Annotated in this window: 17 protein-coding genes and 1 pseudogene; 12 read left to right on the top strand and 6 right to left on the bottom strand. The window is 38.7% G+C overall.

Annotated elements, in window-relative coordinates; genetic code table 11:
• The 5 genes and pseudogenes from tilS (at position 1) to AC1RJ8_RS04990 (ending at position 4,385) form a co-directional block, all read left to right on the top strand.
• Positions 1–1,332, top strand: coding sequence for a tRNA lysidine(34) synthetase TilS (gene tilS / locus AC1RJ8_RS04970; protein ID WP_492952789.1), 1,332 nt, complete (start codon positions 1–3; stop codon positions 1,330–1,332).
• Positions 1,333–1,821, top strand: a complete 489-nt coding sequence (locus tag AC1RJ8_RS04975) for a hypothetical protein (RefSeq protein ID WP_029282618.1) — start codon at positions 1,333–1,335, stop codon at positions 1,819–1,821.
• Positions 1,822–1,994: 173 nt separating this feature from the next.
• A pseudogene (locus AC1RJ8_RS04980) lies at positions 1,995–2,391 on the top strand (GxxExxY protein).
• A gap of 138 nt (positions 2,392–2,529) precedes the next feature.
• Complete coding sequence (gene bshA / locus AC1RJ8_RS04985; protein ID WP_492952790.1) at positions 2,530–3,672, top strand: N-acetyl-alpha-D-glucosaminyl L-malate synthase BshA; 1,143 nt, start codon at positions 2,530–2,532, stop codon at positions 3,670–3,672.
• 266 nt (positions 3,673–3,938) lie between these two features.
• A complete protein-coding gene (locus AC1RJ8_RS04990) occupies positions 3,939–4,385 on the top strand; it encodes a KTSC domain-containing protein (protein WP_029279950.1) in 447 nt (148 codons plus the stop codon).
• Positions 4,386–4,730: 345 nt separating this feature from the next.
• Here AC1RJ8_RS04990 and AC1RJ8_RS04995 read toward each other — a convergent pair whose 3' ends face one another.
• The 5 genes from AC1RJ8_RS04995 to AC1RJ8_RS05015 form a co-directional block, all read right to left on the bottom strand.
• Positions 4,731–5,024, bottom strand: a complete 294-nt coding sequence (locus AC1RJ8_RS04995; RefSeq protein WP_492952791.1) for a GIY-YIG nuclease family protein — start codon at positions 5,022–5,024, stop codon at positions 4,731–4,733.
• Between the two features lie 214 nt (positions 5,025–5,238).
• A complete protein-coding gene (locus tag AC1RJ8_RS05000) occupies positions 5,239–5,958 on the bottom strand; it encodes a phytanoyl-CoA dioxygenase family protein (RefSeq protein WP_492952792.1) in 720 nt (239 codons plus the stop codon).
• A gap of 4 nt (positions 5,959–5,962) precedes the next feature.
• A complete protein-coding gene (locus tag AC1RJ8_RS05005; RefSeq protein ID WP_492952793.1) occupies positions 5,963–6,457 on the bottom strand; it encodes an SRPBCC family protein in 495 nt (164 codons plus the stop codon).
• 18 nt (positions 6,458–6,475) lie between these two features.
• Positions 6,476–7,585: a lactonase family protein gene (locus AC1RJ8_RS05010; protein ID WP_492952794.1), complete on the bottom strand. Its 1,110-nt coding sequence runs from the start codon at positions 7,583–7,585 to the stop codon at positions 6,476–6,478.
• Positions 7,586–8,029: 444 nt separating this feature from the next.
• Positions 8,030–9,619 carry a pseudouridine synthase gene (locus AC1RJ8_RS05015; protein ID WP_492952795.1) on the bottom strand — a complete coding sequence of 530 codons (1,590 nt, stop codon included), beginning with the start codon at positions 9,617–9,619 and terminating at the stop codon, positions 8,030–8,032.
• Between the two features lie 263 nt (positions 9,620–9,882).
• On the opposite strand from AC1RJ8_RS05015, the gene AC1RJ8_RS05020 reads away from it, so the two are divergent.
• Together AC1RJ8_RS05020 and AC1RJ8_RS05025 are read left to right on the top strand one after the other, a co-directional pair.
• Positions 9,883–10,665, top strand: coding sequence for a lytic transglycosylase domain-containing protein (locus AC1RJ8_RS05020; RefSeq protein ID WP_492952796.1), 783 nt, complete (start codon positions 9,883–9,885; stop codon positions 10,663–10,665).
• Between the two features lie 266 nt (positions 10,666–10,931).
• On the top strand, positions 10,932–11,978 hold the full coding sequence (locus AC1RJ8_RS05025) for a 2Fe-2S iron-sulfur cluster-binding protein (protein WP_492952797.1): 1,047 nt from the start codon (positions 10,932–10,934) through the stop codon (positions 11,976–11,978).
• A gap of 162 nt (positions 11,979–12,140) precedes the next feature.
• Here AC1RJ8_RS05025 and AC1RJ8_RS05030 read toward each other — a convergent pair whose 3' ends face one another.
• Positions 12,141–12,539, bottom strand: a complete 399-nt coding sequence (locus tag AC1RJ8_RS05030; protein ID WP_492952798.1) for a contact-dependent growth inhibition system immunity protein — start codon at positions 12,537–12,539, stop codon at positions 12,141–12,143.
• A 337-nt stretch (positions 12,540–12,876) separates the two neighbouring features.
• Here AC1RJ8_RS05030 and uvrA point away from each other — a divergent pair, with 337 nt between their 5' ends.
• The 5 genes from uvrA to AC1RJ8_RS05055 all read left to right on the top strand — a co-directional run bounded on the left by uvrA (position 12,877) and on the right by AC1RJ8_RS05055 (position 21,416).
• Positions 12,877–15,774 (top strand): excinuclease ABC subunit UvrA, encoded by a 2,898-nt coding sequence (gene uvrA / locus AC1RJ8_RS05035; RefSeq protein ID WP_492952799.1) that lies wholly within the window; start codon positions 12,877–12,879, stop codon positions 15,772–15,774.
• A 220-nt stretch (positions 15,775–15,994) separates the two neighbouring features.
• Complete coding sequence (locus AC1RJ8_RS05040) at positions 15,995–16,762, top strand: TatD family hydrolase (protein ID WP_492952800.1); 768 nt, start codon at positions 15,995–15,997, stop codon at positions 16,760–16,762.
• A 340-nt stretch (positions 16,763–17,102) separates the two neighbouring features.
• Entirely contained in the window at positions 17,103–18,122 is a 1,020-nt protein-coding gene (locus AC1RJ8_RS05045; RefSeq protein WP_492952801.1) for an asparaginase, read from the top strand.
• A gap of 749 nt (positions 18,123–18,871) precedes the next feature.
• Positions 18,872–20,284 carry an MBL fold metallo-hydrolase gene (locus tag AC1RJ8_RS05050; protein ID WP_492952802.1) on the top strand — a complete coding sequence of 471 codons (1,413 nt, stop codon included), beginning with the start codon at positions 18,872–18,874 and terminating at the stop codon, positions 20,282–20,284.
• Between the two features lie 163 nt (positions 20,285–20,447).
• Positions 20,448–21,416 (top strand): YpdA family putative bacillithiol disulfide reductase, encoded by a 969-nt coding sequence (locus tag AC1RJ8_RS05055; protein WP_492952803.1) that lies wholly within the window; start codon positions 20,448–20,450, stop codon positions 21,414–21,416.
• The last annotated feature ends 38 nt before the right edge of the window (positions 21,417–21,454 follow it).

A 21,454-nucleotide genomic window follows, 5' to 3' on the forward strand; every position in this document is an offset into this window, starting at 1 on the left:
ATGTTACCCCTAAAACAATTTCAGGATTTTATTGAACAGCAACAGCTGTTTGTTCGGGCTAACAAGATCCTTTTGGCCGTAAGTGGTGGAAAAGATTCGGTATTAATGTTGCATTTGTTTAAAGCAATAGGCGTTGATATTGGTGTGGCACATTGTAATTTTAATTTAAGGGCTGATGAAGCACAACGTGATGAAAGTTTTGTTGCGCTACTGGCCAAAAATTTAGGATTACCTTTTTATGTAACGCATTTTGATACCAAAAAATATGCGGCCGAAAATAAAATTTCTACCCAGATGGCAGCACGTGATCTGCGCTATAACTGGTTTGAAGAAATTAGGCATAAAGAAGGTTACGATTATATAGCCCTGGCCCAACACCAGAACGATGCAGTAGAAACCGTACTCATTAACCTTACCCGTGGCACAGGCATAAGCGGATTGCATGGCATCTTACCTAAACGTGATTTACTGATCAGGCCTTTGCTCTTTTTAAACCGACAGCAGATTGATGAAATTGTAAGGACTAATCACATCGATTTTGTAGAAGATAGCTCGAACGCAAGTACGAATTATACACGGAATAAAATCAGGCTACAGGTAGTGCCGCATTTGCAGGAAATAAACCCTAACCTCGAAAAAACATTTGCCGAAAATATCTCGCGCTTTGCTGAATTGGAGACTTTTTTAAATATCCAGGTTCAAAAACTTGCAAATAGAATCCTAAATAAAAGAAGTGATGGCATTTATATCCCTTTGGAAGAGGTTTCGAAATTAAACCCGCAAAAACTGTTGCTTTACGAGTTACTTAAGCCTTTTAATTTTGGTGAAAATGTTGTACTGGAAATTTTAGACAGTTTAAGGGCTTTAAGTGGTACACAATTTTTTAGCGCCACGCATCAGGCCATTATCAATAGAAGTGATCTGGTTATTGTTAAAAAAAATACATCGGTTACCGCTAATCAGTTTATCCACCCAACAACTGAAAACATTGCTTTTGCCAATGATGAAATTTCGTTGACGTTTACAGGTGAAGTTAAATTCGAAATTAATTCGAATAAAGCGTTTGTAAATGCCGATAAATTAATTTTCCCTTTGGTGTTGAGGAACTGGCAAAATGGAGATAAATTTATTCCGTTAGGTATGCGTAATCCCAAAAAAGTGAGCGATTATTTTATCGACGAGAAAGTTCCCCTACATTTGAAAAGCATTACGCCGATTTTGGTTAATGGCAATGGCGAAATTGTTTGGATTGCGGGTATGCGGCAGGATAACCGATATAAATTAACTACAGCAACAAAAAAAGTTGCTATATTCGAACTCAAAATTAAATAAGTGGAAAGCAAATACGCCTATATCGAAAAACAGTACATCGGCCGTGATTATGTTCGTATTTTCATTAGGCTTATTATGGCTGCGTTCTGTTTTGCAGCCTATGTTTATGAGCGCGATCGCGACAATACGCAAGATTTGTTCCTCGTTGTAGGCTTCGGGATCATCGGTGTTTCTATGCTTTTGCTTTTCCTGATCCAGTACAAAATTGTGGTAGATAATGGTAGCATGATTTTGGATGGTCTTTGGACAACCAAACGTGTTAAGATAGACCTTAACAGTATTGTTGATGTTCGTAAGGCGACTTATAGCCGTTATTTTTTCAATAATCCGGTTTATAACCTGCACACAAAAGGTACGATCCGTTTTTATTCATCGGGTAAAGATGCGGTTGTTTTAACCGATCGCGATGGCTTGGAATATTTTATTGGTACCCAAAGGCCTAACGAACTTTTCCTTGTAATAAAAGAGGAAATGAGAAACCTAAAATAATTATTTGAGGAGAAACCTCCTCAATTTTCCCCGTCTTACATTTTAGTGATTTCTATGTTGCCTGTTATTAAAGGTTACATAAGGTTTTTTGATTTGGCATTTTAATTGAAAGTTTGCTTATATAAGGGAGTATGTTTTAGCCGCAGATTCGCAGATTAAATAAACTTATATTTATGGGAAATTCATATAGTGATATTGATTATCCTTTTCAGGAAGAATTCTATTTGTTAATTGGAATTATGATGGAAATACATCGTATTTTGGGGAAAGGATTTTCAGAAATTGTCTACAAAGATGCGCTAGAATTCGAACTTAAGAATAGAAATATCAATTACGAAAGAGAGAGAATTTTCTGTAAATTACAAAGGGACTATACTTAAACATAAATTTTATGCTGATTTTGTTGTCGATGATAAGGTTATTATCGAGGTGAAATCTAAATCTGAGTTGATAAATGAACATTATGCACAAGTTTTGAATTATCTGGCTATATCAAAACTAGGAATAGGTTTGTTAATTAATTTTAATGAGAAATCTTTGCAGTACAAGAGAATCATTAGAAGCTATTAAGCTTCAATTTTCGAATTGAAATTAATCTGCGAATCTGCGGCAATTGTTCTCGAAAAGCTATCTGTTTTTATTGCAATAAGCCGACACGCATTATAGATTAAAATCGGGTACATTTGCGATAACAACAATACATGTACAATGAAGATAGGAATTGTTTGCTACCCCACTTTTGGCGGTAGTGGAGTAGTTGCAACAGAACTTGGTAAGGCACTTGCTAACGAGGGACATCAGGTTCACTTTATTACTTATAGTCAGCCTGCCAGGCTTGATTTCTTTTCTGCCAACCTGTTTTATCACGAGGTTTCCGTAAGAGATTACCCGCTTTTTGATTACGCGCCTTACGAATCGGCACTGGCCAGCAAACTGGTAGATGTTGTACGTTTTGAACAATTGGATGTATTACACGTTCATTATGCCATTCCACATGCTTCTGCTGCTTTTATGGCAAAACAGATTTTGGCAAGTTATGGCATTCATATTCCAGTGGTAACTACTTTGCACGGTACCGATATTACTTTGGTGGGTAAAGACCCAACTTATAAACCTGTGGTTACCTTTTCTATTAATCAAAGCGATGGTGTAACTACCGTTTCGGAAGATTTAAGAGAAGATACTTATAACCATTTCGAGATTACAAAGGAAATTAAGGTAATCCCCAATTTCATTGATTTTTCGCGCTTCAGTTTGCAGGCAAAAGGCCACTTCAAAAAAGCAATTGCACCAAATAACGAACGGATTTTAATCCACACCAGTAATTTCAGGAAAGTGAAACGTACGGCTGATGTGATTAGGATTTTCGAAAAAGTACAGGCGGTTATTCCATCAAAACTATTAATGGTAGGCGACGGACCCGAGCGTGCTTATGATGAGCAGCTTTGCAGATCGTTGAATATTTGTGAAAATGTAAGGTTTTTAGGTAAGCAAGATGCGGTAGAAGAAATCTTATCGGTTTCAGATCTTTTCTTAATGCCGTCAGAATCGGAGAGCTTCGGATTGGCTGCGTTAGAGGCAATGGCTTGTAAAGTGCCGGCTATTACAACGAATGCCGGTGGTTTGCCCGAGCTTAATATTGACGGATTTTGTGGCTACATGAGCAATGTTGGAGATGTAGATGCGATGGCCGCCCATGCTATTGAAATATTGAAAGATGATGAAACCCTAAATCGTTTCAAAGAAAATGCTTTTGCAAGGGCACAAGATTTTGACCTGAAAAAAATCCTCCCTGTTTATGTTAACTATTATAAGGAAGTAATCGAAAACTCATTACAGGCTAAATATTAACAAATTAAGGCTTACGTTACATTAACCACAGATAAAAAGAATGCACACAGATGAAATCCGTGTTTATCTGTGTGCATCAGTGGTTAAAAAACTTAAGTAAGGTACAGGAGAATTCATCAGTTGGTGATTCATATCAGCAATATTTAATAAAAGTAAACTTTCTCAAAATCAAATGATTATAAATCGTATCTTTGCGGCTTGAAACGGTTTTGCAGATAAAGATTCCTGAAATCATTTCGACAAAATTAAAAAAGAGGTTATTCCAAATGAAGAAAATAGTTGATTACAGAAAGCTTTTGAGCGTAGATAAAAATGCTGAGTTAAAAGAGCTTAAATCTGTGTACCGCACATTGATGAAAGATTGTCACCCTGATAAATTTCAGCAGGAAGAAGAGAAATTAGATGCAGAAGCTAGAAGTAAAGAAATTATCGAAGCTTACCATTTCCTGGTAAGTATTGCGCCAGAAACACGCGAACAGAATATCGAAACGTACACGCAAACGACAACATTATCGAATATTCAGGATTTCGAATACAAACAACAGGTTTTAAATATCCAGTTTTTTGATGGAAGTGCTTACGAATATTTCGATGTGCCGAAAGCAATTTACGTGAAATTGGTTAACGCCGATTCTCCGGGCCGTTTTGCCCGCAGACATATCTTTAATGAATTCCCCTATCGCAATGTAGCCAGAGTTGCAGAACCGGCATAATAAGCGACAGTATAATATTTGAATGGCCTCAATGAAAATCGGGGCCATTTTTTTGTTTTTTCGGGCCGTCATACTGAACTTGTTTCAGTATCTGTCATGCTATAAAGATCCTGAGCTGAACTCAGGATGACGATCTCTGGTACTTTAATCCGTGCATTCCTCACTCGGGTCGTCATACTGAACTTGTTTCAGTATCTATCATGCTATAAAGATCCTAAGCTGAACTCATGACGACGATCTCTGGTGCTTTAATCCGTGCATTCCTCACTCTGGCCGTCATGCTGAACTTGTTTCAGTATCCATCATGCATAAAGATCCTGAGATAAACTCAGGATGACGACCGCGTTAGCTGAGGCTTTCAAACAAATCATCCCAATTTGGGTTATTTTGATTAATCAGATTAATCTTCCATGCCCTCCGCCAGTTTTTCAACTGCTTTTCTTTAGCAATCGCTTCCTCGATCGAGTCGAACTGCTCATAATAAACTAGTTTATTACAATTGTATTTAGCTGTAAATGAGTCAAGGTATTTCTTCTCCTTATGTTCAACTATTCTAAAATATAAATCTGATGTTACACCAATGTATAAAACTGTATGGGTATGATTCGTTAATATGTAAACGCAGCCACCTCGTTCCATAACTTCTTTTGTTCTATTTCATTTAGTTTTCTTGCCATAAAGATGCTGAAATAAATTCAGCAGGACGCTCGAGTAAAGTAAAGGAGCTTAATTTATTTAGGTGTTCCGTCATACTGAACTTGTTTCAGTATCTATCATGCTATAAGATCCTGAGTTAAACTCAGGATGACGATCGCCGGGTGAGTTCCATTGTATTGAACTTGTTCAGTATCTATCACATTAAACTCAAATATTCAGACCATTTTAATTCCTTTGGCAATATTTTGTTGCTAAACTCTAGATGAATTACCCTTCTTTTTTTATTGTTGCTTGTTCTGCACGAACTATGGAGCAGCAGTGGTTTCATAATCATCACACCACCTCTTTCTACATTGCAACTCATTTCTTTTTCTATGTTCCAGTTTATGGTTTCGGGGCGGTAAATGCCTTTACTATGCGAATTGGCAATTACGTTTAATGCACCGTTCTCCTCGTTGGTATCGTCGAGATGAATGCGAATGGTGAAATTGCTTTCGAGGACATCAAGTGGGGGCTGTACGGCAAACTGCTTGTGTTTGTTGGTATACGGGCCAAATCCGGCTATTTCCACTTTCTGGTTAACTGAAATTGTTAAATCCTGGTGATAGGAAACAAACCAATTTGACGTTTCGGGTTTGTCGAAATAGATCGATTTGACAAGAAAATAATCTTCGCCAAAAAGCTCTTTTACGATGTGTTTGAGTTTGTGATTGAAAATAAGACCGATTGTTTCTGGAACTTCTTTTAAAAATTGACGTATCGCAAAAAGATCGTCCGATTTTCTAAAGGTTTCTTTTGTCGAATCTGTCCTGTTAATCGCTGCGAGGATATCTTCAACTTCCTGTTCTGTAAATACATGATCTACCACCGAAAATCCTAATTCCTGAATTTCTCTTACCTTAACTACTAAATCCATCACCTCAATTATTCAACATGGGTTTAAAGCGGTTATCCTTATTTCTTAAGTCCATGCCACCTTCGTAAACAGATTTTAGATTAACCAAATAGAAACTCCAGCCATTATGACAACCTAAACGAATGTTTCTTTTTGAATTATCGTCTAAAGGAATATTCTTTTGCGTCAACTCCACAATTACGTATTCAAACTCTTCTCTGAGTTTAATCTCGACCAAACATTCGCCTGCAAAAGTAAACTGAAGTTTATCTTTGCCATTGGCTTCAGTTATGTTTCCTTTTTCAATATCATCATAGAGATACCAGATCCATTTGTATTTATCGCCTTTCAATACGTTTTGGGTTTTGTTGAGTAATACTTTGTTCTCGTCAGAGAATTCCGCCTCACTTAAAAACCACTTTTCAATTTCGCTGGCTTTTGTCCAGGCATTGTAAATGTCCTGAAGTTTTGCTTTAACAGCAATCTTGATGGTGAATTTGGTCCAATCGAAGTTTTCCATTGGCTTAATTTTAGGTGATTAATTGAAAACCAAACAAACTGGCGCGCCAACATCCATGCGTTTACCGCTATCGGTTAATTTGCCAGTGGTTTTATTTCGGTTAAAAATAACGATGTTGTTGGTGTATTGATGGCCGATCAATAGAAATTTTCCAGTCGGATCGATGGTAAAGTTTCTTGGTCCTTTACCCAGCGTGCTTACCGTTTCGATGAATTTCAATTTTCCGGTAGGCAGAATTGAAAAGGCAGAAATGCTATTGGCATCTCCACGGTTGGTTTCATAAAGGAATTTTCCATCAGCCGAAACATGGATGTCGGCACCATCAATTTTTCCGCTAAAATCTTTCGGCGTAGTACCAATTTCCTGGATTTTGGTTAAACTTCCATTCGAATAAGCGAAAACCGTTATGCTGCCGTTAAATTCGTGCGCTAAATAGGCGAATTTTCCATTTGGACTAAAAGTGATGTGCCTCGGGCCAGTGCCTGCAGTGGTTTTAATTACCGACTTAACGGTTAGGATTTTTTCTTTAGCAGCAGGATTGTAGTTGTAGATATAAGTTTGATCTTCACCCAGATCGTTAACAATTAAATATTTATGGTCTGGCGTAAATTTAACCATGTGTACATGTGCGCTTTCTTGCCTGCCTTTAGGATCAATGCTTTTTCCAGTATGCTTGATCGTTTGTAAAGCTTCGGTTAAGGCGCCATCAGCCTTGCGTGCGAATACCGCTAAACTTCCCCCACTATAATTGGCTACAATTACATTTTTGGCATCAACGGTAATAAAACAAGGATCAGCACCGTGACTGTCAACTTTGTTTAAAAAAGTTAAATCGCCTGTTTTGGCATCATATTTAAATGCGCTTACCGTACTTGTTGCTCCGGTTTCATTAACCACATAAATAAATTTGTTATCAGGTGAAATGGCAACATAACTAGGATTCGAAGTATTTTTTGTAATGCTTTTTATGCTTGTTGAAGCGGTCGCAGCATCAAAGTTATAGGTATAAATTCCTTCACTTTTTCCTGGTACAGTGTAAGTACCTACAATCAGGTTATAGTTGGTTTTTTGAGCGAAGCTAATGGTCGAAAATATAGAAAGTATAAGCAATGAACTGAGTTTTTTCATGAAAATATGGTGTTGATTTTAGCAAATATGGGGAATTAAAATGTAATTAGCCACGGAGGCACGGAAGAGCACGGAAATTAATTTCCATTTGATAAATCGTCTTCGTCGTTCTTAATTTACTTTGGAATCGTAAAATGTAATTTGCAATTGAGATGCAATAATGTTGGGCTATCCTCAAATTGGACTATACTACCATTGACGGATTCCAAAGAACGGTCGTCTTTCCCGCGCAGGCGGGAATCTTAATGCAACCTATAAACCCTGCCAAGGCATTACGATTATCTTCGATGAGCACTTCGTGGTTCCCAATCAAGTTGGGAATGACGATACCTCGTCACTCTGTCATATCTACTCCTATTGTTTTTCTGAAAAAATTGATTGCTCAGGATAACATCTTTTTTAGTAAAGCAACAAAAAAGGCAACCACTGGTTGCCTTTTACATATTATTTTATCAGATGTTTAATCTGGATCAATTCATGATCTTCAAGATAGCGCCATCTGCCACGGGGTAAATCTTTCTTAGTCAGATTACCATATACTACACGGTCTAATTTTTCAACATTGTAACCCAGGTGTTCGAAAATACGACGAACAATTCTGTTTTTACCGCTATGGATCTGGATGCCGATTTCTTTTTTGGTTCCACCTGCAACATAAGAAATATTATCCGGTTTAATCAATCCGTCTTCCAGCTCTAAACCAAAAGCAATTTTGTTTAAATCGCCCTGTGATAAAGCTTTGTCCAACTCAATATTGTAAATTTTAGTGATACCGTTTTTAGGATGTGATAATTTATCTGCTAAATCACCATCGTTAGTCATCAGCAATAAACCTGTTGTATTACGGTCTAAACGGCCAACAGGGTAAATGCGCTCGCGGCTCGCTTTGTCAACCAATTGCATTACCGTACGGCGTTCTTGTGGATCGTCGGTGGTGGTGATGTAATCTTTTGGTTTGTTCAATAAAACGTAAACTTTTTTCTCGCGTTTCAATAGCTCGCCATTATAACGCACTAAATCTTTCGCTGGATCAACTTTATGGCCTAGTTCGGTAATGGCTTCTCCGTTTACGGTAATAATGCCGGCAGCAATTAGCTCATCAGCTTTACGGCGGGAGCAGATACCTGCATTTGAAATATATCTGTTAAGGCGAATTAAGCCTTTATCTTCATTTGTTTTGCGGCCTTGGGCAATTACAGTCCGCTCCGGGCGGTTAAATTCTGTATCTCTTGGCTGTGCATCCTCGCGTTTTCTAAACGGACGGGTATCGCCTTCCCTTGGCTCTCTAGGTTTTACATCTCTTGAACTTCCAGCACTTGGCTTGAATTCATCAGATTTGCCTCTTGATTTGTAATCTTTGTAGCCACCTTCTCTCGGTTTGAAATCTCTTGTTCCACCATCTTTCGATTTGAAATCACGGTCGCCCGTTCTTGGCTTGTAATCTCTTGATCCGCCTTCTTTTGATTTAAAGTCGCGGTCGCCAGTTCTCGGTTTAAAATCTCTCGAATCTCCATCCTTAGATTTGAAATCCCGTTCTCCTGTTCTTGGCTTATAATCTCTTGCACCACCTTCTCTTGGTTTAAAATCTCTATCTCCTGTTCTTGGTTTGTAATCTCTTGATCCTCCCTCTCTCGATTTGAAATCGCGGTCTCCTGTTCTTGGTTTGTAATCTCTCGATCCACCTTCTCTTGATTTAAAGCTGCGGTCTTCTGATTTTGAGTTGTTATCTTTTGATTTAAACTCGCGCTCTCCAAATTTGAAGCCTTTCGATTCTCCATCTTTCGATTTAAAATCACGGTCTCCAGTTCTTGGCCTGAAGTCTTTTTTGTCTCCGAAAGATTTTGATTTGAAATCTTTACCGTCTGAGCTTCTGGGTTTGAAGCCGTCTTTAGAATCGGATGATTTTTTGAATTTGCTGTCTTTGTCGTCTGATCTTCTTCTGTCAGACCCGGCCGAACTACTTCTGCCTTCTGTTTTCCGACTGCCTGGTTTGGACTTGTCATCCCGACTGTTCCTGTTGTTTTTATTTATCATGATACGCTTTTAGCCACATTAAAAATGCGGGTTGCAAATTTATGAAAAATTGATGAACATAACAATTTTAAGAGTGGAAAAATTAGATAAAAAAATAGCCTCTAAAATAGGAAAATTTGTCTGAAAATCAAAATTTAAAATCCACGTTTAAAGTGCTTTAAGGGCCGATTTTTGGGGTTAATTTTGTAACTATTTGATAATGTGCTTATTATTTTTTATCTTTGCCAACGTTTTTATATAAGTTCACCAAAAAAAGGAGGAAAATGTTAAAGAAACACATCGTACCATTTGCGGTAGTGGCAACACTATTTATCTTGGCAAAAGTGTTCGCTTACCAAATGCCCTTAGCACAAAAAAGTCTTTTAAAAGAAGAAAAATTAAACACTACAATACCCAAAACTGATAGCCTGGAAGTTGAAAATGCGGAAAAGCCGCTATCTTTAATGGCACAGTTAAATTTTGCAGAAGAAACCCTGCCATTAGGCGATAAAAAGGTAGAACGCAAAATGAAAAAAATCCTTGCAGCACACACTTACGGAAATACCCAAACCAATAAATTGCATGCAAAAGCAGCAAAATGGTTTCCGGTAATTGAGCCTATTCTTGCTGCCTACGGAATTCCCAACGATTTTAAGTATTTGGCCCTGGTCGAATCTGGAATGGCAGAAGGAGTTTCTCCAAAAGGTGCAGCCGGAATCTGGCAGTTTATGCCTGGCACAGCCCGTACCTATGGATTAAGAGTAAACGGAAATGTTGATGAACGCTATAATCTGCGTAAATCAACCATCGCTGCCTGCAAATACATTAAAGAAATGTATAAAGGTTTAGAAAGCTGGACATTGGTAGCTGCGGCTTACAATGTTGGCGACGGACGCCTGCGCAAGCAGATCAATAATCAAAATCAAGATAATTACTACAAAATGAAGCTGAACCGCGAAACCGGAGGCTATGTTTATAAAGTGATTTCTATGAAACAGATTATGGAGCACCCGAAACGTTACGGTTACGAAAAACCGAGAGTATTATTGGCCTACAACGCCGAATAATATAATAATTAAGATAAAGACAAGCATTTGGTAAGGCGTCCCGGTTGTAAATCGGGACGCTTTTTTTTGAGGGTGATTGCACAGATTGTTGGATTACACAGACTTGTTTTTTTACTAAACGCTAATCACTACACGTTTTTTTAGGAGTTATTCATTGATACGAGAATTTTCTAGGCATCATGCTAACTAATGAACCAATGGCCAATGAACGACAACTAATGACCAATGAACGATTGAACTAATAAATCAATTTCTTTTCTTTGTATATGTTCAAACTGCGCATTAATAAAATCATCAATCAACCAGGCGATAATATTACTTTTCAATTTGAGGAAGTAGATCAACCATACCCAAAGTATTTAGCCGGTCAGTTTATTTCGTTGATTTTTCAGGGTAAACATAAGGAGATAAGAAGGTCGTATTCTTTTAATAGCTCGCCCGATGTGGATGAGCCTTTGGCGATTACAGTGAAAAGGGTAGAGAATGGAGAGATTTCGAGATTTTTACACCATAAAACTTCTGTAAACGATATTCTTTTGGCGCAAGAGCCTCAGGGGATGTTCAGTTACTTGCCAGAAGAAAATCTGGAGCGTGATCTTTTTCTATTCGCTGCGGGGGTGGGGATTACGCCCTTATTCTCAATTTTGAAAACGGCCTTAGTGCGCGAGAAAAAATCGTTGGTTACGCTGGTCTATAGTAACCGATCAATGGAAGATGCCTTGTTTTATGATGAACTGAACGAATGGCAACAGAAATATCCGGATAGATTAAAGATTGTTTGGGTTTTTAGCAATAGCAAAAATCTAATGACTGCCCGCTTAAACAAATTCTATATCGAAAAACTCCTCAAAGAGCATTTGCATTTTGATCGGAATGATGCGCTTTTTTACAGCTGTGGCCCGATAATTTATATGGATTTATGCCGGATTACCTTGCTGGGCATGGGTTTCGATATCAAACAGATTAAAAGAGAAACCTTTGTATTGCCGGAAGATGAGGTAGATGAAGATGATGGCTCGGCAGAAAAGGTTGTCGATAAAAATACTTACTCGGTAATTTTAAATTTTAGAGGAGAAACTTATAACCTTGAAGTGCCCTGGCCACAAAGGATTTTGGATGTAGCGCTGGAAAATAAAATCAAACTGCCTTATAGTTGTCGCGGGGGCGTATGCAGTACCTGTGTAGCCAACTGTACCAAAGGTGGCGTAAGAATGGATTATAATGAAGTGCTTACGGATGATGAATTGGAAAGGGGAAGGGTTTTGGTTTGTACCGGGCATCCAACTGAGAATGGAACAACGATAGAGTGGTAGGTTAGTTCATTAGCCATTAGTTCATTGGTTAGCATGGTGCTCGTAGTTGCGTCGTCATCTCGGGCGGAGAGCAGCGGAGTCGAGAGATCTTTTAAGTTTGTTAGATTCCACTTTGAGCAAAGGGCTTAAAAAATCAAAGATAAAATTTATCTGCGTTATAGCTTATAAACCTCTAAGCTCAAGGTTTTCGCTTCTAATCTTATCAGAATTTAAGTCAATCAGAACAGAAAGCCGCTCTTTAAGATTTATGTTGTTTATCCAGAAAGCATTGTCAATTTTTAGTACTGATTCTAACAGATCGCCTGGATAGAGGTCTCCCTCGGCCAGAATGTCTTTGTTTAAGATTTCTATTGTTATTGGTATTAGATATTTTAAGCCTATATTTTGGCTAATTAATGTTCGCAATTGCTCTACAGTAAGCTCATTTATCGGTATTTTTCTATACTCATGGCATCTTTTGATAAGACTAGTTGGGTACTCGTTTTCGCCAGGCCACTTGAGGTTTTCTAAAATTTCAAGTGACTTTTGATTATAAGGTTTGTCTTTTTTGTTTTTTTTCATTCCTATCAAATTGCTCCAGATCCAACTTTAGTTGGTAGGCTAATATAAGTCTTTGATCTAATTAATGAATATGAAATTTGTTTCTTCAGTCTTTTCTAAAAATACAAAACAGTTACTTCATACTCCGCGTTTATCTGATATGATGAATTTTTTTTAACCTTTTAATCTGTCTCCTCTGTTTACCTCTGATTTTCTTAGAAATAGAAGTCGACATTATGACAATTAATCCTTAATCAAGATTGGTTTTGACTTTCATTTTGATAAAATTTTTAGCATTTTTGCGGATTGAATTTTGTCTTTTTAAAGACTCAATTTTGCCTCCAACTTTAAATAAAATATGAGCAATAAATCTATCGACCTCGGCGAGCAAAAAGATGTAGAAGTATATGGTGCGAGGGTACATAATTTAAAGAATATAGATGTAAGTTTTCCGCGCAATCAGCTTGTTGTTATAACAGGGTTAAGTGGTAGCGGTAAATCATCATTGGCTTTTGATACCATTTACGCGGAAGGACAGCGCCGGTATATGGAAACATTTAGCGCTTACAGCCGCCAGTTTATGGGCGGGATGGAACGCCCTGATGTGGATAAGGTTTCGGGACTGAGCCCAGTGATTGCCATTGAGCAAAAAACCACCAGCAAAAACCCGCGCTCTACCGTGGGTACCATTACTGAGATTTACGATTTCATGCGTTTGCTTTATGCACGTGTTGCTGATGCCTATTCGTACAATACTGGCGAGAAGATGGAGCGCATGAGCGAAGACCAGATCCTGCAGAATATCTTCAATAAATTTGATGGTGTTGCAGTAAATATTCTTGCGCCTGTTGTTAAAGGTAGAAAGGGGCATTACCGGGAACTTTTTGAGCAGATCCGTAAACAGGGTTATGTAAAAGTGCGTGTGGATGGAGAAATAAAGGATATTTCTGCTAAAATGCAGGTAGATCGTTATAAAATTCACGATATCGAAGTGGTGATTGATCGCTTGATTATTGATATAAAGGATAAGAAACGCCTGCTAGATTCACTGCAGATTGCGATGAAAATGGGTAAGGGCGTAATCAAAATCAGCGATAAGGACAATAATGTTGCGCATTTTAGTAAATTTTTAATGTGCCCAACCACTGGTATTTCTTACGATGAACCTCAACCAAATAGTTTTTCGTTCAACTCGCCATATGGTGCATGCGAACGTTGCGATGGTTTAGGTTATATCTTCGTGGTGGATAAAGAATCGGTAATTCCGAACCCAAAACTGAGTATTTTAAATGGTGGTTTAGCGCCATTGGGCGAATATAGAGACATTTGGATGTTCCAGGTATTAAAAGCCCTGGCCAAAAAATATAGTTTCTCACTTTCAACCCCGATCGAAAAGTTAAGCGATGAAGTCGTAAACATCATTTTAAACGGTACGCACGATCTGATCAAGGTTGAGGTAGAATACAATAAATGGAACGTTCAGAATTATAATATTACCTTCGATGGTATTATTAAAATGCTCGAAGAGCAGAATGAAAAGAGAAGCGAATCTGCATCAGATGATATGGATGAATTCAGGAAACTGAAAACCTGTCCGGAGTGTCATGGTGCCCGTTTGAAAAAAGAAAGTCTACACTTCAAAGTTGATGGCAAAAACATTTTCGAGCTGTCATCAATGGATATTTTCAACCTGAACATCTGGTTCGAAAAAGTAGATGAGCGTCTTAGCGAACGTCAGAATATTATTGCAAAAGAAATCTTAAAAGAGATTAAAGCCAGGATCGGTTTCTTAACAGATGTTGGTTTAACCTATTTAACGCTAGATAGGACTGCCCGTACACTTTCAGGTGGCGAGGCGCAACGGATCCGGTTGGCTACACAGATCGGTTCGCAATTGATGAACGTAATGTACATCCTCGATGAGCCAAGTATCGGTTTGCATCAGCGCGATAATGAACGTTTGATCAATGCGCTTAAGAATCTCCGTGATCTTGGAAATACCGTTTTGGTGGTAGAACACGATAAGGATATGATTCTGGAGGCCGATTGGGTAATTGATGTTGGCCCTGGAGCAGGTATTCACGGCGGAACGGTAGTTGCAGAAGGAACAGCTGCACAGATTCTGAAATCGAATACTTTAACTGCCGATTACCTCAATGGCAAAAAGAAAATTGAAACGCCAAAAAACCGCAGAAAAGGCAATGGACATAAATTATCGATTGTTAAAGCCACCGGACATAATTTAAAAGAGGTTTCAGTAGATTTTCCTTTAGGTAAATTTATTGCTGTAACCGGAGTTTCGGGCAGTGGTAAATCGAGTTTGATTACAGAAACCTTATATCCGATTTTAAATCATCATTTCTTTAGGGCGAAAAAACAACCTTTGCCTTACGAGAAAATTAACGGATTGAAAGAAATTGATAAGGTAATTGAAATCGATCAGGCACCTATCGGCAGAACACCCCGTTCTAATCCATCTACCTATACCGGAGTCTTCTCCGATATCAGAAATTTGTTTGTACAGTTGCCTGAGGCAAAAATTCGTGGTTACAAACCTGGCCGTTTCTCTTTTAACGTAAAAGGTGGTCGTTGCGAAACCTGCCAAGGTGCTGGTTTAAAGGTGATTGAAATGAATTTCTTACCTGATGTGCAGGTGCCTTGTGAAGAATGTGGGGGAAAAAGATATAATAGGGAAACCTTAGAAGTTCGTTTCCGAGGAAAATCGATCAGTGATGTTTTGGATATGAGTATCGAAGATGCCTGTAATTTCTTCGAAAATATCCCGATCATTTATAGAAAAATTAAAACTTTAAAAGATGTTGGTTTAGGTTATATCACTTTAGGGCAATCATCGGTTACTTTGTCGGGTGGAGAGGCCCAGCGGGTTAAACTGGCTACCGAGCTTTCTAAAAAAGATACCGGAAAAACCTTCTACATTTTAGATGAACCTACAACAGGGCTCCACTTCGAAGATATTAATGTGCTTTTAGGTGTATTGCAAGAGCTGGTTGATAAAGGAAATACGATTTTGGTAATTGAACACAATTTAGATGTAGTTAAAGTAGCCGATTGGGTGATCGATTTAGGTGAAGAGGGCGGTGCTGGTGGCGGAAGAATTTTATTCGAAGGTACGCCAGAAGGTTTGATCCAGAATCCGATCAGTTTAACAGGGAAGTTCTTGAAAAAGGAAATGGCTTTTGAGTCCGAGCTCGGCAGCCCGAAGTCCGAAGTCAAGGTGTCTAAGAAGAAGAAATAGTCTAAGGTTGGAGGTTCACGCATCGTTCGTCGCCCCGAACTTGTTTCAGAGGCTATTGCAATTGAATGGGTTTGTCATCCTGAGCCTGTCGAAGGACCTGCTTAAATTAGCGTTAAGTGTTTCGACAAGCTCAACATGACAAATTCGAGTTGAAATTACCCTTCGCAATACATTTATGAATTCATAACTTAACCGCTAACCCATTTTACATTTTAAAACAATGCTTTTTACCGATACCCATACCCATTTATATTACGAGCAGGATGCTGAAAAACAGGCAATGTTAATGGAGCGTTGTTTCGAAAACGACGTTAACCGTTTGTTTCTGCCCAATGTTGATGTAAAATCAATTGCAATGATTGATGATCTGGTGGCGAAATATCCGGCAAATTGTTTTGCAATGGCGGGTTTACATCCCTGTGATGTGAAAGAAGATTATCTTGCTCAATTGGATGAAATCTATCATAGTATTTCCGGTCGGAAAATTTATGCCATTGGTGAGATCGGGATCGATCTGTATTGGGATAAAACTACTTTGGCCATTCAGCAAGATGCTTTTCGCAAACAGATTGGCTGGGCAAAAAAATTAGGATTGCCGATTGTGATCCATTGTCGCGAGGCTTTTGATGAGGTTTTTGAGCTATTGGAAAGTGAAAGGGACGAAAAACTACGCGGAATATTCCATTGTTTTACGGGCAATTTAGCACAGGCTAAACAAGCCATCGATTTAAATTTCTATTTAGGCATTGGTGGTGTGGTTACCTATAAAAAAGCAGGATTGGATCTGGTATTATCAGAAATTCCTTTAGCTAACCTGGTTTTAGAAACAGATTCGCCTTATTTGGCTCCTGTTCCTTTCCGTGGGAAACCCAATGAAAGCAGTTATTTAATCTACATAGCGCAAAAACTGGCCGATATTTATGGTGTTTCTATTGAAGAAATTGCAAATGTAACCACAGAGAATTCGAAAAAGGTTTTTGGGGTTTAAACATCAATTTTTTGCTAGGCCGTCATGCTGAATTTATTTCAGCATCTTTCCTATCAGATCCTGAAACAAATTACTAATGACAGATTCTGACGGAAGATCGTCTTTCCCGCGCAGGCGGGAATCTTAGCAATCTACAAACCCGATCAAGGCATTACGATTCCCAATCAAGTTGGGAATGACGATTGTATTGAATTTCTTGTATTGTAAAATAGTGACTTAAAATTTATCATTTTGGCAATTTACTAACGTTTTTTAGCTTTTTTGTTACTAATTTAAAAATATTGTCCAATCATTTGTAATTTTTTAGTTTCTTTGCGGTGAGCAACCTTCACCCAACCAAATGACCAAAATACTTATAATTTATACCGGTGGTACCATCGGTATGGTTAACGATCCTACAAATGGGATGTTAATTCCATTTGATTTTCAGCAGATAAAAGAAAACGTTCCTGAATTAAGCCGTTTAGATTACGATTTAGATGTACATTCCTTCAATCCGGTATTGGATTCTTCAAACATGGATCCTGAAATTTGGAAAACGTTAGCCGAACTTGTTTATCATAAATACGATCAGTATGATGGTTTTGTGATCCTCCACGGATCTGATACGATGGCTTTTACCGCATCGGCATTGAGTTTTATGCTCGAAAACCTGGATAAACCAGTTGTTTTAACCGGATCTCAGCTTCCTATTGGCGAGATCAGGACGGATGCCAAAGAGAATTTAATTACCGCTCTAGAGATTGCGGCGACCAAAGAAGATGGAAAAGCACTTTTTCCAGAGGTTTGTATATATTTTGATGCGCAGTTATTTAGGGGAAACCGTTCTATAAAATATAACAGCGAAAAGTTTGAAGCTTTCCGTTCGCCAAATTATCCGATACTTGCAGAAGCAGGCGTTCACTTGCAATTTCATCGAAACTATATTCTAAAAGCTACCGAAGGAGAATTAAAATTGCATACTAATTTTAATTCAAATATCGGGGTGCTGAAATTATACCCCGGTATAACCCCGCAGGCGGTTCAGGCAATAACAGATTCTAAGGTAGATGCTATTATTTTAGAGACTTTTGGTTCAGGCAATACCACAACCGCACAATGGTTTTTAGATAGTTTGCGTCAGGCGATTCTGAATGGAAAGATTATAATCGACATTTCTCAATGTAAAAAAGGTTCAGTTCAGCTTGGTCGCTACGAAACCAGCAGAGAACTGCTGAAAATGGGCATTTTAAGTGGTTACGATTTAACTTTCGAAGCTACAGTTACAAAGCTAATGTTCGTTATGGGCTTAGGTTTGCCAATAGAAGAAAGCCGCAAGTTGATGGAAGATTCGCTGAGAGGTGAGCTGACTAAAGATTAATTAGAGATCATATTATAATAATATAGTACTGTCATTCTGAGGGGTAATTTATTTTATATAAATCAATATGAGTGACGTTTAATTGATTTCTTTTACCCTAAGGCGCTGTCTTGCCTCGGCTCGCCGCCGCCGAAGGGCTCTTTCTTTTTGGCATCAAAAAGAAACAAAAAAATGCCGGCTGAAAATTTTTCTTTCGAAGCTAGTGGGTTGGCTTGAGGAGTGCGGCCCGAAAAATTTGTTAGGCCGGGTTTAAGTAGAACGGGGGGTACTGTGCAGTGGCCTAGTTGGGCGGAAATACAAAATCCGTTAAATATTGATTAATAGTAGCTTGCAAAGTAATGTCAATGGTAGCCTGTCGAAAGCCTTGCTTAAATTTCTTGCGAAAAGTTTCGACATACTCAACATCACATTTGATAAAAACAACTTAAGGGCCTCTATCCCAACGGTGGGTTGCGTTAGGGATTGTAAGGGTTTCAGTACCGATCCTTTATAGGTACCGAAGCGAAGCGCAGCCCTGAAAGACCCGACCCTTGCGCAGCTTGGGTAACGCCCAATCAATTGCAGTTGACAATTTTCAGTTAGCAGTTTTGCACTACAGTAAGTAAAACTTCTGCAATTATGACCGACATCATTTCGGTTATAAGTATTTAGCGCTATTTTTGTTGTAATAGATCCGTCATGCTGAACTTGTTTCAGCATCTTTCTGGTAAGACCCTGAAATAAATTCAGGGTGACATTGCGAAGAAATCATGAAAATAGAACAAATATATACAGGTTGCCTGGCAGAAGCCGCTTATTACATCGAAAGTAACGGTGAGGCGGCAATTATTGATCCGCTAAGAGAGGTTGGAACGTATTTAAAGAAAGCTGAAAAAGCAGGGGCCACCATTAAATATATTTTTGAAACGCATTTTCATGCCGATTTTGTTTCCGGACACGTAGACCTGGCAGAAAAATCTGGTGCCGAAATCATCTATGGCCCAACCGCTAAAACCGAATTTAAATCGCACATTGCTAAAGATGGCGAGCAGTTTAAAATCGGCGATGTAACCATTACCGCTTTACATACGCCTGGGCATACTTTAGAATCGACTACTTATCTGTTAACTGATAAAGATGGAAAAGATCACTGCATTTTTAGTGGCGATACCTTGTTCATTGGCGATGTTGGTCGACCTGATTTAGCACAGAAGGGCCATTTAACCATGGAAGATTTAGCCGGAATGCTTTACGATTCTTTAAATGAGAAAATAAAGCCTTTAGCTGATGATGTAATTGTTTATCCGGCACATGGTGCAGGTTCTGCCTGTGGCAAAAGCATGAGTAAAGAAACTTTCGATACTTTGGGGCATCAGAAAGAAGTAAATTACGCTTTAAAAGCTACAACTAAAGAGCAGTTTATTGCGGAAGTAACAGATGGTATTTTGCCGCCACCACAATATTTTGCTAAAAATGCGGCCATTAATAAAGGTGGAGTAGAAAGTATTGATGAGGTTTATGAGAAAGGATTAAATGCTTTAACACCTCAGCAGTTTGAAGATACGGCAAACCAAACAGGGGCTATTATGCTCGATACCCGCGATCCACAGGTTTTTGCCAAAGGTTTTATTCCAAATTCGATCAACATAGGCCTTAACGGGCAGTTTGCGCCCTGGGTTGGTGCTTTAATTACCGATTTACAGCAGCCAATTTTATTGATTACCGATCAGGGTAAAGAAGAAGAAACCATTACCCGCTTAACCCGTGTGGGATACGATAGTACCATTGGTTATTTAGATGGCGGTTTCGAAAGGTGGACAGATGCTGGCAAGGAAATCGATACGATTGAATCAATCTCTGCCGAGGCATTTGAAACAGCTAGTCTTAACGGAGAAATTACAGCACTTGATGTACGCAAACCAGGTGAATATGAATCAGAACATCTGGAATTTACACTAAGCCGTCCCTTAGATTTTATTAACGACTGGACTGGCGAAATCAATCCAAAATCTACCTATTATATTCACTGTGCAGGTGGCTACCGCTCGATGATTGCCGCTTCCATCTTAAAATCGCGTGGGGTAGAAAATGTGATTGATGTTGCCGGCGGTTATGGCGCAATTAAAAATACCGGTTTAAAAAGAACCGATTTCGCCTGTCCAAGTAAAGCAATGAAAATTTAATAAATAAAGGAGATCGTCATTTCGAGCGGAACACATTGCAGTCGAGAACCACGAAGTGCTCAGCGAAGCTAAATCTGTTTAAATGGATCTCTCTCCCGACTTAACGTCGGGACGGTGCTCCAGTCGAGATGACGACTATTCTTTAAAGCGAAATAAAAACTGGATGTCTGAAAATCAAAATCATTACGACGTATTAATTATCGGTGCCGGTCCAATAGGGATGGCTTGCGCAATTGAAGCTCAAAAAGCAAACTTAAGCTATGTAATTGTAGAAAAAGGTGCTTTGGTGAACAGTTTGTTCAATTATCCTGTATTTATGACCTTCTTTTCTACTTCTCAGAAGTTAGAAATTGGAGGAGTTCCCTTCGTAACCATCAGTCCGAAACCCAACAGAAATGAAGCGGTTGAATATTACCGTCGTGTAGCTGAAAAATTTGATTTAAATATCCATCTTTTCGAAAGCGTAAAACAAGTTGTTAAAAACGATCACGATGTTTTCGAAATCAATACCTCCAAAACCAATTATTCGGCCAATAATGTAATTGTGGCTACCGGTTTTTATGATGTGCCTTTATTGATGAATGTTCCGGGAGAGGATTTGCCAAAAGTAACGCATTATTACAAAGATCCGCATTTATATGCTTTTCAGAATGTAGTTGTGGTTGGCGCCAATAACTCTGGTGTAGATGCTGCTTTGGAAACCTACCGAAAAGGCGCAAATGTGACGATGGTGGTGCGCAGTGGCGATCTTGGCCCTCATGTTAAATACTGGGTTAGGCCAGATATCCAGAACAGGATTAAAGAAGGCGAAGTTAAAGCACTTTTCAATTCTGAGCTTATCGAGATAAGAGATGGAGAGGTTGATATTAAAACACCTGAAGGAATCAAAACCATCCCAAACGATTTTGTAATTGCGATGACGGGCTATCAACCAGATTTTAGCATGCTGAGAAAATTCGGAATTGAGTTACCTGAAACACTTTGCCCCGCATACAATGATGAAACCATGGAAACCAATGTAAAAGGTTTGTATTTGGCGGGTGTAGTTTGCGGTGGGTTAGATACCCACAAACTTTTTATCGAAAACTCAAGGGTGCACGCTGAAATGATTGTGAAGAATATTCTGAGTTAATTTCTTATGAAGTTTAGCCAGAGGATAAGCGATGGAAT

The organism is Pedobacter sp. GW822-FHT03F06 (assembly GCF_058801365.1).

Excerpts from the sequence above, each read along its gene's own strand:
- AC1RJ8_RS05045 (WP_492952801.1), top strand. The coding sequence starts at position 17,103 with ATGACCAAAATACTTATAATTTATACCGGTGGTACCATCGGTATGGTT.
- AC1RJ8_RS04990 (WP_029279950.1), top strand. The coding sequence starts at position 3,939 with ATGAAGAAAATAGTTGATTACAGAAAGCTTTTGAGCGTAGATAAAAAT.
- AC1RJ8_RS05050 (WP_492952802.1), top strand. The coding sequence starts at position 18,872 with ATGAAAATAGAACAAATATATACAGGTTGCCTGGCAGAAGCCGCTTAT.
- uvrA (WP_492952799.1), top strand. The coding sequence starts at position 12,877 with ATGAGCAATAAATCTATCGACCTCGGCGAGCAAAAAGATGTAGAAGTA.
- AC1RJ8_RS04995 (WP_492952791.1), bottom strand. The coding sequence starts at position 5,024 with ATGGAACGAGGTGGCTGCGTTTACATATTAACGAATCATACCCATACA.
- bshA (WP_492952790.1), top strand. The coding sequence starts at position 2,530 with ATGAAGATAGGAATTGTTTGCTACCCCACTTTTGGCGGTAGTGGAGTA.
- AC1RJ8_RS05055 (WP_492952803.1), top strand. The coding sequence starts at position 20,448 with ATGTCTGAAAATCAAAATCATTACGACGTATTAATTATCGGTGCCGGT.
- AC1RJ8_RS05030 (WP_492952798.1), bottom strand. The coding sequence starts at position 12,539 with ATGAAAAAAAACAAAAAAGACAAACCTTATAATCAAAAGTCACTTGAA.
- tilS (WP_492952789.1), top strand. The coding sequence starts at position 1 with ATGTTACCCCTAAAACAATTTCAGGATTTTATTGAACAGCAACAGCTG.
- AC1RJ8_RS05000 (WP_492952792.1), bottom strand. The coding sequence starts at position 5,958 with ATGGATTTAGTAGTTAAGGTAAGAGAAATTCAGGAATTAGGATTTTCG.
- AC1RJ8_RS05040 (WP_492952800.1), top strand. The coding sequence starts at position 15,995 with ATGCTTTTTACCGATACCCATACCCATTTATATTACGAGCAGGATGCT.
- AC1RJ8_RS05010 (WP_492952794.1), bottom strand. The coding sequence starts at position 7,585 with ATGAAAAAACTCAGTTCATTGCTTATACTTTCTATATTTTCGACCATT.
- AC1RJ8_RS05020 (WP_492952796.1), top strand. The coding sequence starts at position 9,883 with ATGTTAAAGAAACACATCGTACCATTTGCGGTAGTGGCAACACTATTT.
- AC1RJ8_RS05025 (WP_492952797.1), top strand. The coding sequence starts at position 10,932 with ATGTTCAAACTGCGCATTAATAAAATCATCAATCAACCAGGCGATAAT.
- AC1RJ8_RS05005 (WP_492952793.1), bottom strand. The coding sequence starts at position 6,457 with ATGGAAAACTTCGATTGGACCAAATTCACCATCAAGATTGCTGTTAAA.
- AC1RJ8_RS05015 (WP_492952795.1), bottom strand. The coding sequence starts at position 9,619 with ATGATAAATAAAAACAACAGGAACAGTCGGGATGACAAGTCCAAACCA.